At 70.1% G+C, this 13,091-nt stretch carries 11 protein-coding genes; 4 read left to right on the forward strand and 7 right to left on the reverse strand.

The features are described 5' to 3' along the window. Nucleotides 1-44 precede the first annotated feature (44 nt). Nucleotides 45-503 carry a GNAT family N-acetyltransferase gene (locus tag VQ065_RS04205; RefSeq protein ID WP_003093544.1) on the reverse strand — a complete coding sequence of 153 codons (459 nt, stop codon included), beginning with the start codon at nt 501-503 and terminating at the stop codon, nt 45-47. A gap of 131 nt (nt 504-634) precedes the next feature. Between VQ065_RS04205 and pdxR the strand changes: the two genes are divergently transcribed. After that, nucleotides 635-2,125 carry a MocR-like pyridoxine biosynthesis transcription factor PdxR gene (gene pdxR / locus VQ065_RS04210; RefSeq protein ID WP_014604041.1) on the forward strand — a complete coding sequence of 497 codons (1,491 nt, stop codon included), beginning with the start codon at nt 635-637 and terminating at the stop codon, nt 2,123-2,125. A gap of 15 nt (nt 2,126-2,140) precedes the next feature. Here the strand turns inward: pdxR and VQ065_RS04215 are convergent, their stop codons facing one another. The 5 genes from VQ065_RS04215 to fepB all read right to left on the reverse strand — a co-directional run bounded on the left by VQ065_RS04215 (nt 2,141) and on the right by fepB (nt 7,425). Beyond that, a complete protein-coding gene (locus VQ065_RS04215; protein WP_003093540.1) occupies nt 2,141-2,467 on the reverse strand; it encodes a gamma-glutamylcyclotransferase family protein in 327 nt (108 codons plus the stop codon). A 61-nt stretch (nt 2,468-2,528) separates the two neighbouring features. Next, nucleotides 2,529-4,238 (reverse strand): amidase, encoded by a 1,710-nt coding sequence (locus VQ065_RS04220; RefSeq protein ID WP_003093537.1) that lies wholly within the window; start codon nt 4,236-4,238, stop codon nt 2,529-2,531. A 200-nt stretch (nt 4,239-4,438) separates the two neighbouring features. After that, the gene (locus VQ065_RS04225) at nt 4,439-5,470 is read right to left on the reverse strand and encodes a FecCD family ABC transporter permease (RefSeq protein ID WP_014604040.1); all 1,032 of its coding nucleotides are present in this window, start codon (nt 5,468-5,470) and stop codon (nt 4,439-4,441) included. Next, nucleotides 5,467-6,489 carry a FecCD family ABC transporter permease gene (locus tag VQ065_RS04230; protein ID WP_023095181.1) on the reverse strand — a complete coding sequence of 341 codons (1,023 nt, stop codon included), beginning with the start codon at nt 6,487-6,489 and terminating at the stop codon, nt 5,467-5,469. The genes VQ065_RS04225 and VQ065_RS04230 overlap by 4 nt, the downstream gene beginning before the upstream one ends. 30 nt (nt 6,490-6,519) lie before the next feature. Then, the gene (gene fepB / locus VQ065_RS04235; protein ID WP_003093531.1) at nt 6,520-7,425 is read right to left on the reverse strand and encodes a Fe2+-enterobactin ABC transporter substrate-binding protein; all 906 of its coding nucleotides are present in this window, start codon (nt 7,423-7,425) and stop codon (nt 6,520-6,522) included. 126 nt (nt 7,426-7,551) lie between these two features. On the opposite strand from fepB, the gene VQ065_RS04240 reads away from it, so the two are divergent. Continuing rightward, nucleotides 7,552-8,349, forward strand: a complete 798-nt coding sequence (locus VQ065_RS04240; protein WP_003093530.1) for an ABC transporter ATP-binding protein — start codon at nt 7,552-7,554, stop codon at nt 8,347-8,349. A 6-nt stretch (nt 8,350-8,355) separates the two neighbouring features. On the opposite strand, the gene VQ065_RS04245 is transcribed toward VQ065_RS04240, so the two are convergent. After that, on the reverse strand, nt 8,356-9,144 hold the full coding sequence (locus tag VQ065_RS04245) for an IclR family transcriptional regulator (protein WP_023657005.1): 789 nt from the start codon (nt 9,142-9,144) through the stop codon (nt 8,356-8,358). A 255-nt stretch (nt 9,145-9,399) separates the two neighbouring features. Here VQ065_RS04245 and VQ065_RS04250 point away from each other — a divergent pair, with 255 nt between their 5' ends. Together VQ065_RS04250 and VQ065_RS04255 are read left to right on the forward strand one after the other, a co-directional pair. After that, nucleotides 9,400-11,484 (forward strand): TonB-dependent receptor, encoded by a 2,085-nt coding sequence (locus VQ065_RS04250; RefSeq protein WP_003093526.1) that lies wholly within the window; start codon nt 9,400-9,402, stop codon nt 11,482-11,484. Between the two features lie 67 nt (nt 11,485-11,551). Further along, nucleotides 11,552-12,859, forward strand: coding sequence for an NtaA/DmoA family FMN-dependent monooxygenase (locus VQ065_RS04255; RefSeq protein ID WP_003093524.1), 1,308 nt, complete (start codon nt 11,552-11,554; stop codon nt 12,857-12,859). Nucleotides 12,860-13,091: the final 232 nt, after the last annotated feature.

A 13,091-nucleotide genomic window follows, 5' to 3' on the forward strand; every position in this document is an offset into this window, starting at 1 on the left:
GCGTCGAGGGTCCGCCGCGCCGAGGCTCCGGTCGCGCGGTCGGTTCAGAGCTCGATGCGGTATTCGATCACGCCCGGCTTGTCCGCCACCCAGTCGTACAGGCGCTGCGCCCTGTGGTTGCTTTCCTGGGTATGCCAGTAGAGCCGCGCGCAGCGACGTTCCTCGGCCTGCCGGCGGACGTACTCGATCAACTGCTTGCCGATCTGCTGGCCGCGCACGTCGGGCGAGACATAGAGGTCTTCCAGGTAGCAGACGTCCTGTGCCGCCCAGGTCGAGCGGTGGTAGAGGAAGTTGACGATGCCATGCAGGCGGCGACCGTCGCTGGCCACCGCGCAGTGCATCGGTTCGCCCTTGTCGAAGAAGCGCCGCCAGGTGGCCTCGGTGGTCTGTGCCGAGAGTTCGACTTCATAGAACGCCTGGTAGGCCTTCCAGTGTTCGAGCCACTGCTCGAAGTCCTCGTGTGCCACGGGGCGTACCGATACCAGTGTGTGCAGGGATTGCATCCAGTGCTTCCTTCTTTGGCTTGATGGGGCGATCCGGCGGAGGCCGGGACCGAGGGTCTTGACCCGGGTGTTTTTATAGCCGCCTAATGGCTTGCCATATCCCACCAATTAGATGATCGAGGGCAGACCATTTGTTCAGGCAATCACTGCTCGAATCGGTCAAGGCGCGACTCCTCCATCCACAGCTCCAGGCCCTGCCGCTGCATGCGCGAATCCAGCGCGCGATCCGCCAACTGATCCTCGACGGTGCCCTGGCGCCGGGCAATCCGTTGCCGGCCTCGCGGGCGCTGGCGCAGTCGTTGGGGGTATCCCGCGACACCGTCGAAGCGGCCTATTCGCACCTGCATGCCGAGGGCTTCATCGAGCGTCGGGTCGGCAGCGGCAGCGTGGTCGCCGCGGCTACCCGGCTGTCCCCCGGCCGGCGCGGCGCGGGCGCTCCACGGCGGGTCGGCGGCGCGCCGCGACTGAGCCGGCGTGGCGAGGCGATGCAGGCTGGCGGCGGGGTTCGCGAGCAGCTCGTCCCGCGCCCCTTCGCTCCCGGCGTGCCGGAGACCCGCACCTTTCCCCTGGCGACCTGGGAGCGCCTGCAGCGCCAGGTCCTCAAGGAATATGGCGCGCGCGCCCTGACCCACGGCGACCCGCAGGGCGCCGAGCCGCTGCGCCAGGCGATCGCCGACTACGTCAACCTGGAGCGTGGCGCACGCGCCACGGCCGACCGGGTACTGGTGCTGACCAGTTCGCAACAGGCGCTGGGTCTTTGCGCCAGCGTGCTGCTCGACGCCGGCGAGCGGATATTCGTCGAGGACCCGGCCTACTACGGCGCGCGCAAGGCCTTCGAGGCCGCCGGCCTGGAGTGCCTGCCGGTCCCGGTCGACGAACAGGGCCTGCGGCCCGAGCCGATCCTCGCCCAGCCGCAGGCGGCGCGGGCGCTGTGTCTGACCCCGTCGCACCATTACCCGACCGGCGTGACCCTGTCGCTGGAGCGTCGCCTGGCGCTGATCGAATGGGCGCAGCGGCAGCAGGCATGGATCATCGAGGACGACTACGACAGCGAGTTCCACTACGCCGGCCGGCCCACCGCCTGCGTGCAAGGCCTGGACGTCCACGAGCGGACGCTCTACATCGGCACGTTCACCAAGTCGCTGTTTCCCGGCCTGCGCATCGGCTACATGGTCCTGCCGCCGGCGCTGGTGGCACCGATGACCGTCGCCCGCTCCCTGCAGGACGGGCACAACGCCTCGCTGGCGCAACTGACCCTGGCGCGCTTCATCGCCGGCGGCCACTTCGGCGCCTACGTGCGCGGCATGCGCAACCTCTACGGCGAGCGCCTGGGATTCCTCGCGGAGCGGGTAGGCAAGCGTCTGGGCGGCCTGGTCGAGCCGCGCGTGCCGGCCGGCGGGCTACAGATGCCCGGGCTGCTCTGCGCGGAAGTCGACGAAACGCGCGCCATCGCGGCGGCATACCGCGCCGGTGTCGAGCTGGTCGGGCTCAGCGCCCTGCATCTCGCCGCGCCACCGCGAGCGGGTTTCCTGATGGGCTTCGCCGCCTACACCACGGATGAGCTGGAGGCGGCGGTCGGGGTCCTCGCGAAGACCCTGCGCGGTTTGCGTGCGAATCCCTAGGCCGCCGGCAAGCGCTCAGTCGCGCAGGGCGTAGACGTAGGCATCGACCTGGGCGCCGTCGGCCAGCGTTACCCGGGTCGCCACGCGCCGGTATTCGGTGCCTTCGAATTCATCCAGCGCGGGCCAGTGCTCGGCGAGGCGGTCGGAGACGAACACATGGCCGTGGATTTCCTCGCCGTCGGCGTCGATCGCCAGGCCCGGAAAGCCCATCCCGGCGCCCCAGCCCTTTTCCAGCAGGCGACCGCGGAGGCTGGCCGCCTGCCATTGCCCGCCGATCTTCTGCATCAGGTGTTCGTTGGGACGGCCGGGGCCGAGGCTGCCGTAGACGAAGAGTCGCTGCATCGATAACTCCCTTGAACGGAAGAGCGTGGGCGCAAGACGTGAAGCCTTCCGCCCGCGCCTTTCACTTGCTTGCCAGCGGTGGAGTACGCGGCGGCACGATACGCCGCGAGCCGGTCGACTCGAAGGCCGCGGCGAAGCGCAGCAGCGCCGAGTCGTCGTAGGCGCGGCCGGCGAAGGTCAGGCCCACCGGCATGCCGATGTCGGCCATCACCCCCATCGGTACGGTGACCGTCGGCACGCCGAGGTGGCGGATGGCGAGGTTGCCGTTGGCGACCCAGACACCGTTGCTCCAGGCGATGTCGGCCGAGGCCGGGTTGACGTCGGCGTCCGCCGGGCCGACGTCGGCGACGGTGGGGAAGAGCACGGCGTCCAGGCGCAGGCGTCGCATCCACTCCTCGAGGTCGATCCGCCGGGTTTCCTCAAGGCCGCGCAGGCCATCGGGGAGGGTCGCGATCCGGTCCCAGGGCTTGATGCCGCGCTCGGCCATCCGCACGTATTCGTCCATGCCGGCGGCCAGGTCGCCCTCGCGGTTGGGCAGGGTGCCGGGGTCGTGGGGGAAGATCTGCGGGCCGTCGACATCCGCCAGGCGGTTCAGCTTCGGATCGCCATTGGCGCGCAGGAAGTCGTCGAAGCCCCAGGCCGAGAGTTCCCACAGCTCGTCGTGGAGGAATTCCTTCGACACCAGGCCGCGGTTGAACACGGTGGGCGCGCCGGGTCGGTCGCCCTCGCAGTTCGACACCAGCGGGAAGTCCACCTCGATCACTTCGGCGCCGGCGGCTTCCAGGGCCGTGCGCGCCTGTTCCCAGAGGGCGATGACCGAGGGCCGGGTATGGATGCGCTGGCCGGTCGGGCCGCCGATCCCGGGGGACTCGCTGGTGCCCGCATCGGGGTCGGCGTTGATGAACATGCGCGGCACGCCGAAGCGCTTGCCGGCCAGGGCCTCGGCGCCTGCGGCCAGGGCCGGGTAGCTCGCCGGGCGTACCTCGGAGGCCTTGGGGATCGGCACCCAGGGCTGCATGCGCCAGAGGTCGCCGCGGGTATCGGGATCGTCGGCGACCACTACGTCGAGGATTTCCAGCAGGTCGGCCATGCTCCGCGCATAGGGCACCACCACGTCCATGGTCGGCGTCAGCGGCCAGTTGCCGCGCACCGAGATCACCCCGCGCGAAGGGGTGTAGGCGCACAGGCCGTTGTTCGACGCCGGGCCGCGCCCGCTCGACCAGGTTTCCTCGGCCAGGCCGAAGGCGGCGAAGCTGGCCGCGGTGGCGGTGCCGGCGCCATTGGAGGACCCCGAGGCGAAGGGCGCGGTGAGGTAGGCGGCATTGTACGGGCTCTCCGCGCGGCCGTAGACGCCGCGCTGCATGCCGCCGTTGGCCATGGGCGGCATGTTGGTCTTGCCCAGGCAGATCGCCCCGGCGGCACGCAGGCGCTCGACGGTGAAGGCATCGCGCTGGGCCACCAGGTCCTTGAACGCCGGGCTGCCGGAAGCCGCGGTGAGGCCCTTGACCAGGTAGCTGTCCTTGGCGGTGTAGGGAATGCCGTCCAGCGGACCGAGGGTCTCGCCACGCGCCCGGCGGGCGTCGGAGGCCTGCGCTTCGGCCAGCGCATCGGGATTGCGCACCACCACCGCGTTCAGCGCGGTGGGCGTGCCGGGCGCATCGTAGGCGTCGATCCGCGCCAGGTAGGCCTGGACCAGTTCGACCGCCGTGGTACGACCGGACTCGAGCGCGTCACGCAGCTCGGCGATGGAAACCTCGGTGACCTCGATCATGCTGTCACCGCCTGGCGAATGGAGACGGGGAGACCGTTAGCGACGCTCATCATCGTTCCTCTTGTTCTCTGCTTGCTGCGACGGGGGCCGCGAGGCGGCCGGGTCGATACAGGGGATGCAGTGTACATCCTGGCCGGCGTTCGCGGCTTCCCTGGCGGGGGCGCGGCAACGGCAGCCTGGGCGGTCGTTGAGGCCAGGGCTCAGATCCGGCGGCTGCGCAGCAGTAGCCAGAGCAGGTAGAAACCGCCGAGCAGGCCGGTCATCAGGCCGATCGGCAGGTTGGCGACGTATGCCAGGCGCTGGCCGAGCAGGTCGGCGGCCAGCAGCAGGACCGCGCCCATCAATGCGCCGGACAGCAACGGCACCCCGGCCGAGCGGGTCAGGCGCCGGGCCAGTTGCGGGCCGGCCAGGGCGATGAAGGCGATGGGGCCGGCCGCGGCGGTGGCGATGGCGGTCGTGCCGACGGCGACCAGGACCATCTGCAAGCGCACGCGCTCCACCGCCACGCCGAGCTGGGCGGCGCTGGCATCGCCCAGCTCCAGCACTTCCAGGCGACGACCGTGGTACAGCGCCAGCGGCACGCTGGCGAGCAGGCCCAGCGCTGCCGGGACGACGTGCGACCAGGTCCGGGTGTTCAGCGAGCCGGCCAGCCAGAGCTGGGCGTACATCGCCTGGTCGAGGTTGCCGGTGACCAGCAGCAGGCTGTTCAGGCCCGACAGGCTGGCGCCGACACCGATGCCCACCAGCACCAGGCGGTAGCCGCCGGCGGTGGCGCCCCGGCGCGCCAGCAGCACCACCGCCAGCGCCGTGCAGAGGCCGGCGGCCAGCGCCGCCAGCGAGGTGGCCAGCGGGCCGGCATCGAACAGGATGATCTGCACGATGGCGCCGCTGGCGGCGCCGGTGGTGAAACCGATGACGTCGGGCGAGCCCAGCGGATTGCGCGAGATCGACTGGAAGATCGCCCCGGCCATGCCCAGCGCGGCGCCGACCAGGCAGGCGGTGAGCACCCGTGGCAGGCGCACGCGCTGGACGATGCGCTGGGCGGTGGGGTCCTGGCCCTGGCCGAGTAGGCTGGCGAACACCTCTGCCGGGCCCAGCGCCAGGCTGCCGGTCCCCAGCAGCGCCGCCGCCAGCGCCAGCCCGACCCCCGCGAGGACCAGGCAGGCCAGCGCCGCCCGTGGCCGCCAACGCAGCGACAGGGAACCCAGGCGCAGGGCGTGGAGACCGTTCACAGGCGGCTCAGGCGGAAGCGCCTGACCAGGACGATGAAGGCCGGTCCGCCGAGCAGCAAAGCGACGATTCCGGCGGCGATCTCCGCCGGCGCCGCCAGCAGCCGCCCGAGGATGTCGGCGCCGAGCAGCAGGCCGGCGGCGATCAGCGCCGAGAAAGGCAGGATCCAGCGCTGGTCCGGTCCGGCCAGCAGTCGCGCGAGGTGCGGGGCGACCAGGCCGACGAAGGCGATCGGCCCGGCCAGGGCGGTCGCCGCGCCGGCCAGCAGCATCACCGCCAGGCAGGCGAGCAACCAGGTCAGGCGCAGGTCGACGCCGAGCGCCTGGCCGATCTCCTGGCCCAGGGCCAGGGCATTGAGCCTGGCGGCGAGGGCGAAGGCGGCGGCCAGCCCGGCGCCGATGGCCAGGCCCGGCCATCCGAGCAGGGCGAAGCCGCTGCCGGAAAGCGAGCCGGCGGCCCAGTGGCGGAAGCGGTCGAAGACTTCCGGCGGGGCGTTCAGCACGATGATCCCGGTCAGCGAGGCGAGCATCACCGACAAGCCGGCACCCGCCAGCACCAGGCGCACCGGGTTGGTGCCGGTCTCGCGGGCCTGGCCGAGAAGGAATACGGCGATGCCGGCCAGGCCGGCGCCGAGGAAGGCGCAACCGAGGTACTGGCCCATGCTCGCCAGGTCGAACAGCGCGACCCCGACGATCACCGCCAGCGCCGCGCCGGCGTTGATCCCCAGCAGGCCGGGTTCGGCCAGCGGATTGCGCGTCAGCGCCTGCATCAGCGCGCCGGCCACTCCCAGTGCCGCACCGGCCAGCAGCGCCACCAGGGTGCGCGGCAGGCGCAGTTCGCGTACCACCAGGTGGCGATCATCGTGCGGATCGACGGCTTGCAGGGCATCCAGGGTGACCGCCAGGGGCACCGGCCGCGAGCCCAGCGCCAGGCTGGCCAGGGCCGCCAGCGCGAGCAGCAGCGCGCCGGCGAGCAGGCCCCAGGCGCGCAGGCGCCGGCGGCGCATCGGGGACGCCTGCATAAGCGGACTTCCGGCGAACGGGCGCATGGCTCAGCGGAAATGGCGGGCGACGTTGTCGATCATCTGCCGCCCCGAGTAGTAGTCGATGCGGAAGGAACTGGGGCCCAGGGCGTACACGCGCTTTTCGCGCACCGCCGACAGGTTGGCCAGCACCGGGTCGGCGAGGAACGCCTGCACGTCGTCGTCGCTGGCGCCGAGCAGGAACACGCTGTCGCCGGCGATGGCGGCGGGCAGGTTTTCCCGCGAGATGAACTGGAAGTCCGAGGCGCGCGTCACCTTGCCCGCCAGCGCCTCCGGCAGTTCCGCCACCTGGAAGCCGAGGGCTTCGAGCAGGCGTGCCTGGGGGCTGGCCTGGCGGCCGATGGAATAGCTGCCGGCGATGTTGTAGCCGACCACGCTGACCGGGCCCTGCGGCGGCGCGATGGCCGCGGCGACTTCGGCGGTGTAGGCGTCGAAGCGCTGGATGGCGGCCTGCGCCTGGCGTTCCAGGCCGGTGTGCCGGCCCAGCTCGGTAGCCAGTTCCTGCCAGCTGTGTTTCGAGTAGTCGACCACCAGCGTCGGTACGCCCTGCGCCTCCAGCTCCGCACGGTATGGCGCGGCGCTGTCGGCGCCGGTGGCGGAGGCGACCAGCAGGTCCGGATCCTGGGCGATCACCGCTTCGATGTCGAAGCGCAGGTTGCGGTAGAGCACCTCGACGCCACGTTGGTCGGCGACCTTCGCCCATTGCGAGAAGAAGCCCTTGGCGTCGGTCAGGCGACTTGGCGTGGTGGCGGCGCTGGCCACCAGCGGTGCGTCCATCGCCAGCAGGATGCCGGTGACGCTCGGGGTGGTGGAGACGATCCGCGCCGGCTTCGGCTCCCCGGCCGCGGCGAGGGTGGCGAACAGGCTCAGGGCGAGGGCGAGTAACGGCAGGGCGGAGCGGCGGCGGGTCGGCATGAAGGCTGTTTTCGCTGTAGGGGAAGCCGGGCGGACGGATTCATATGATAATGCTTCTCATGCAGTCTATTCCATAATGTAGAATCGATTCCACATATTCGAGCCATTCTTATCCAGGAACCTCCCATGACCCATCGCCTGCACGCGGACGCCGTGACCTTGCGCCGCGACGCGCGGACCGTTTCGCGGAATCTCTCGCTGGCCATCCCCGAGGGTTCGTTCAGTGTGATCGTCGGGCCCAACGCCTGCGGCAAGTCGACCCTGCTGGCGGCATTGTCGCGCCTGTTGGCGCCGGCCGAGGGCCGGGTGGTGCTGGACGGCAGGGATATCCACAGCCTGCCGGGACGGGAAGTGGCGCGGCGTCTCGGCCTGCTGCCGCAGAGCGCGCTGGCGCCGGATGGCATCACGGTGGCCGAGCTGGTGGCGCGCGGGCGCTATCCGCACCAGTCGTTCCTGCGCCAGTGGTCGCCGGCGGATGAGCGCGCGGTAGCGGCGGCGTTACGCGCCACGCGGGTCGACGGCCTGGCCGAGCGACCGCTCGACGCGCTCTCCGGCGGCCAGCGGCAACGCGTGTGGATCGCCATGGTGCTGGCGCAGGAAACCCCGTTGCTGCTGCTCGACGAGCCAACCACCTACCTGGATATCGTCCACCAGATCGAATTGCTCGAACTGCTCGCCGAGCTGAATCGCCAGGGGCGCACCATCGTCGCCGTGCTGCACGACCTCAACCAGGCCTGCCGCTATGCCTCGCACCTGATCGCCATGCGTGACGGCGCGATCCTCGCCGAGGGCGCGCCGGCGCATATCTTCACCGAGCGTCTGGTGGAGGAGGTGTTCGGCTTGCGCTCGTTGATCATCGCCGACCCGGTCAGCGGCACGCCGCTGCTGGTGCCGCGCGGGATCGCCGCCGACGCGCCGGGCTGAGGTGGCTCAGCGCGGCGGCGGCCGCATGCCGGGGTGGAGGACCAGGCCACCGGTGGACTGGTTGACCTGCAGCGCCTCGTGGAACAGCGCGTCGCGGTCTTCCGCCGACTGCAACTGGCCGAGATCGGTCACCGTGGTCATGGCGCAGACGATCTCCTGCTGGGCGTCGAACACCGGCGCCGCCTGGCCGGTGACGTTCGACAGCAGGTGGCTGGTCAGTTCGGCCCAGCAGCGCTCGCGCACCTCGTCGAGCAGCGCGCGGCTCGGCGGGCTGCCGCGGAAGTGCGTCGGTTGCTGCTTGCGCGCGGCGTCGACCACGGCCTTCGGCAGGAAGGCCTGGAACACCAGGCCGCAAGCGGTATTGTCGATGGGCAGGATATCGCCCAGGGCCAGCGGGTTGATCGAGAAATAGGCGCTGCGGTACCAGCGCACCAGGGTCGGGCCGCGCTCGGTCCAGATCGCCACCCCGCCGCTGGCAGCATGCCGTTGGGCCAGGGCCTTCATGTGGCGGGCGGCGATATCTACCGCGTCGATCCGCTTCAGCGCGCCTATGCCGATGCTCAGCGCCGCCGGCCCGAGGTCGTAGAGACCGCTGAGCGGGTCCTGGCGGGCCAGGCCTTCCTTCACCAGGCTCTGCAGGTAGCGGTGCGCGGTGGAGCCGCCGGTGCCGGTGCGCCGGGCCACTTCGCCGAGGGCCAGCTCGCCTTCGGCGTTGGCCAGGGTCTTCAGGAAGCGCGCGGCGATGGACACCGACTGGATGGTGCCGGAGCGCTTTTCGCCCGGGGCGTCCGGCATCTCGTTCGCCGGGGGCTGCGAAGTATTCAACGGCTCGGTCTCCTCACCACGGTTGATCCATAGGCTTCGGTCCGCGCTGCGGTGGCGCGGGCGGCGCCCATGATACCGATTCCCCGGGGCGGTGGGGCGCCGCGGAAGGGACGGGCGTAGGAGATTCCATATTTCGCAATGAGGAATCTATTCCCCATTGAGGAATGATCTGGTGGCGTGATAGCCTGAATGTAAAAGAGAGTCATTCCCATTTGGAGAAGATCCTTGAACGCCCGCACGCACCGCACGCTCAACCGGGGAATCGGCGTCGTCACGCTGTCCACCCTGCTCGCCTCGCCATCGGCACTGGCCCGGGAAAACCCGCCCGCCGAGGACGAACCCGCCGCCCTCGAGGCGCTGGTCGTGACCGGCGAGAAACGTGAACGCTCGCTGAAGGACACGGCGTCCTCGGTATCGCTCACCAGCGCCCGCGACATCGACCGCAAGCAGACCGGCAACGCCTCGGTCGCCGAGGTGATCAATGGCAGTCCCAACGTGGTCTACACCGACTCGGTGGGCGCGCCGATCATCCGCGGCCAGGACACCCAGGGCCCGAACAACGGGCAGAACGTGTTCTGGGGTGGCACAGTGCCGCGGGCGACGATCAACCTCGATGGCCACTACCTGAACTACAACGAGATGTTCTTCGGCGCGACCTCGGTCTGGGACGTCGACAGCATCGAGGTGTTCCGCGGCCCGCAGACCACCTCCCAGGGCGCCAACGCCATCGCCGGGGCGATCATCGTCAACACCAAGGACCCGACCTTCAGCCCCGAGGCTGCCTACCAGGCGGAGATCGGCAGCTACCATTCGCGGCGCAGCTCGATCGCAGTGTCCGGCCCGCTGGCGCAGGACTTCGCCGGGCGCCTGGCGGTGGACTACGCGGGCCGCGACACCTTCATCGACTACGACAACCCGAAGTTCCAGGACAGCGGCACCGACCAGGACTTCCGCGCCCTCAACGCGCGCGCCAAGCTGCTCTGGCTGCCCAGCGGAATTCCGGGCCTGGAGAGCAAGTTCACCTTCTCCCACAACGACAGCAACCGCCCGACCCAGGAAGCGGCGACCCGCCCGTTCGACAAGCTCGACCATCGCTCGACCACCATGCCCAGCTGGGAGCAGGACACCAACACCAGCATCCTCGACGTCGCCTATGACCTCGACAATGGCATCCGCCTGTTCAACCAGGCGCAGTACTCGCTGTCCTCGGTGCACCGCACCACCGGAGCGGGCGGCGAGGGCGACGCCGACATCCGCCAGAAGAACGCCTCCAACGAATCGCGGATCAGCTTCGGCGAGCAGGAGGACCGGATCAGCGGCATGGGCGGGGTCTACTACGCCCGCACCCGCACCGACGAGACACTGCACCTGCGCGGGCTGTCGGCCTTCGACGACACGAAGAAGAACCTCGGTGTGTTCGGCGAGCTGAACTACCGCCTGAGCGACCGCTGGACCCTGACCACCGGCCTGCGCTACCAGGAGGATCGCATCGAGCGCAGCGGCAACTCGGTGCTGGCGCCGCGTCCGCTGGACTACCAGAAGACCTTCTCGGCCTTCCTGCCGAAAGTCTCCCTGGCCTTCGCCGCGACCCCGGACTGGACCGTCGGCGGCCTGGTCAGCCGCGGCTACAACCCCGGCGGCGTGTCGCTCAACCTGACCACCCGCAACTGGGCCTACTTCAAGGAAGAAACCATCTGGAACTACGAACTGTTCACCCGCGCCAGCCTGCTCGACGGCCGCCTGCTGCTGAACGGCAACCTGTTCTTCATGGATTTCAAGGACGCCCAGTACAACATCCCGGTGGTGGTTTCGCCGGGGGTGGCGCAGTCGTACACCATCAACGCCGAGAAGGCCCACGCCTACGGCATGGAGCTGGACCTCGACTACCGCCTGCGCGACGACCTGCGGCTGAAGGCCAGCGCCGGCGTGCTACGCACCCGGATCGACGAGATGTCCGGCAATACCGGCTACGAGCACAACGAGTTCGCCCGCTCGCCGGGCTATACCCTCAGCTTCGGACCGAGCTGGGACGTCACCGAGCGCCTCAACCTGAACGCCCAGGTGCGCTACCTGGACGGCTACTACTCGGACACCGCCAACACCAAGGCCTACTCGATCAAGGCCTACACCCTCACCGACGCCCGCGCCAGCTACCGCTTCAACGACCAGGTGCAGCTCTATGGCTACGTGAAGAACGTGTTCGACGACCGCTCGCCCACCTACATGCAGGAAAACCGGGGGATCGGCGGCATCGAGGCGAGCATGACGCAGCCGCGGACCCTCGGCATCGGCATCAAGGGCACCTTCTAGGCGCCCCGAGAAGCCGGCCCCGCGCAGGGCCGGCCCAGCCCCAGAGCCCATACAGGAGATTGGCACGATGAGTACCCCGAAACGCCTGCACATCGGCATGTCGCTGGCCCCCACCTGGCTCAGCGGCGATGCCTGGCGGCGCCCCGACAGCAACATCGAAGGCATCTTCGGCAGCGATTTCGCCGTCGACATCGCCAGGCGCTCCGAAGCCGCCCACCTCGACTTCGTGTTTCGCCCGGACGTCAGCAGCCTGCCACTGGACGTGCTGGAGACCGGCTCCGGCTTCGCCAGCCTGGATCCCACCGTACTGCTTGCCGCGGTCGCCCGCGAAACCTCGCGGATCGGCCTGGTGTCGACGGTCTCCACCACGTTCTATCCGCCCTACGTGGTGGCCCGGCAGCTGCAATCGCTGCACTGGATCAGCAACGGCCGCGCCGGCTGGAACATCGTCACCGCGCTGCAGGGCCACGAGAACTTCGGCCTGGACGCGATGCCCGATGCGGAGCAGCGCTACGCGCGCGCCGCCGAGTTCACCCGGCTGGTGCACGACCTGTGGGACAGCTTCCCCCGCGAGGCACTCCTGGTCGACCGCGAGAGCGGCCGCTACGCCGACGTTTCCCGGGTGCGCCCGGTCGACCACGACGGCGAATTCCTCAAGGTCAAGGGACCGCTCAACCTGCCGGCCTTCGGCGAGGCGGGGATTCCCCTGGTGCAGGCCGGCGCCTCCGAGAGCGGGCGCGACTTCGCCGCCTCGGTGGCCGACCTGGTGTTCGCGCCGACTCCGGACAAGGAGGCTGCCCTGGAACTGCGCCGCGACCTTTCCCGCCGCGCCGAACGCCACGGTCGCTCGCCGCGCGACGTGCGCCTGCTGCCGGGCTTCAGCCTGTACCTGGCGGAGAGCCGCGAGGAGGCGCGGGAAATCTTCATGCAGACCCACGCGCGCCTGGACCGCGCGCGCAAGTTCGCCACGATCAGGCAGATGCTCGGCCTCGACCTCAGCGACTGGCCGCTGGACCGGCCGATTTCCGCGGCCGACCTGCCGCCGCCGGTGGCCAACCCCGGCAGCCGCACCCACACCGACCTGCTGCGGCGCCTGATCGAGCGCGAGACGTTACGCCTGGACCAGTTGCTGCTGCGCCCCGAGGTGGTTTCCGCGGCGCACTGGCAGGTCATCGGTACGGTGGACGATGCCGTCGAGCAGATCGTCGACTGGGCCGGCGCCGGCGCCATGGACGGTTTCATCGCCGCGCCGGGAGGCTCGGTCGGCTCGCTGCGGCTGTTCCTCGAACAGGTGGTGCCGCGCCTGGTGGAGAAGGGGCTGTTCCGCGAGCGCTACAGCGCCACTACCTTCGCCGGGCACCTGGCAGAGGAATGATGGAAAGGGCCGGCGACGGCCGCGACCTGGCGGCGATGGCGAGCGAGTGACCGCCTGCGGTTGGCCGCCTGACGGGCCCGCTGTATCGCAGCACGCCATCCGACCGGTGGGGCGTGGTACAGGCGAGGGAGCCTCTGCCTTGGCGTAGATACCGTCGTACCCCGGGGATCATCCGGACAGGTCGCAGCCTGGGCAGCGCTGGCCGTCGGCAGGCCTGGCATTCTGCTGTTAC

The sequence above is a fragment of the Pseudomonas sp. KBN10P06128 genome (assembly GCF_037574945.1).
Lineage (GTDB): Bacteria > Pseudomonadota > Gammaproteobacteria > Pseudomonadales > Pseudomonadaceae > Pseudomonas > Pseudomonas aeruginosa.

Excerpts from the sequence above, each read along its gene's own strand:
- VQ065_RS04220 (WP_003093537.1), bottom strand. The coding sequence starts at position 4,238 with ATGATCGAGGTCACCGAGGTTTCCATCGCCGAGCTGCGTGACGCGCTC.
- VQ065_RS04230 (WP_023095181.1), bottom strand. The coding sequence starts at position 6,489 with ATGCAGGCGTCCCCGATGCGCCGCCGGCGCCTGCGCGCCTGGGGCCTG.
- VQ065_RS04215 (WP_003093540.1), bottom strand. The coding sequence starts at position 2,467 with ATGCAGCGACTCTTCGTCTACGGCAGCCTCGGCCCCGGCCGTCCCAAC.
- fepB (WP_003093531.1), bottom strand. The coding sequence starts at position 7,425 with ATGCCGACCCGCCGCCGCTCCGCCCTGCCGTTACTCGCCCTCGCCCTG.
- VQ065_RS04255 (WP_003093524.1), top strand. The coding sequence starts at position 11,552 with ATGAGTACCCCGAAACGCCTGCACATCGGCATGTCGCTGGCCCCCACC.
- VQ065_RS04245 (WP_023657005.1), bottom strand. The coding sequence starts at position 9,144 with ATGCCGGACGCCCCGGGCGAAAAGCGCTCCGGCACCATCCAGTCGGTG.
- VQ065_RS04205 (WP_003093544.1), bottom strand. The coding sequence starts at position 503 with ATGCAATCCCTGCACACACTGGTATCGGTACGCCCCGTGGCACACGAG.
- VQ065_RS04240 (WP_003093530.1), top strand. The coding sequence starts at position 7,552 with ATGACCCATCGCCTGCACGCGGACGCCGTGACCTTGCGCCGCGACGCG.